Origin of the sequence: Pseudovibrio sp. WM33, assembly GCF_001623165.1 — a bacterium.
Classification (GTDB): Bacteria; Pseudomonadota; Alphaproteobacteria; order Rhizobiales; family Stappiaceae; genus Pseudovibrio.
Map to the genome: position 1 here is coordinate 16,512 of NZ_LMCK01000156.1, position 386 is coordinate 16,897.

At 49.7% G+C, this 386-nt stretch carries 1 protein-coding gene; it reads right to left on the reverse strand.

Features of this window, described 5'->3' with window-relative positions; all coding sequences use genetic code 11:
• Positions 1-386 (reverse strand): VCBS domain-containing protein (locus PsWM33_RS27595; RefSeq protein WP_206599044.1); only part of this gene is annotated, 386 nt, incomplete at both ends.

Consider the following 386-nt stretch of genomic DNA (forward strand, 5'->3'; position numbering starts at 1 on the left):
TGTCTCGCCAACAGCCAGGTGGATGAACGCATCCCCGCAATCATAAGAGAACGTGCCATCACCATTGTTGATCACAACGCCAACTGTCGTGCTGTTGTCTATCGTGATGATGTGCGTATCGTTCACATCAACATCTGAGAAGTCAGCATTGATGATCACTTTGCTTATATTTTCAACAAGCGTAATGTCGATGTCGTTCACAACAGGCACATCATTGATGCCGTTGATGGTCACCGTCACCGTCTTGGTGATCACGCCGCCATTGCCATCATCAATCGTGTAGGTGAACGTGTCGGTCGCAGTCTCGCCAACGCTCAGGTGGATGAACGCATCGCCGCAATCATAGGAGAACGTGCCATCACCATTGTTGATCACAACGCCAACTG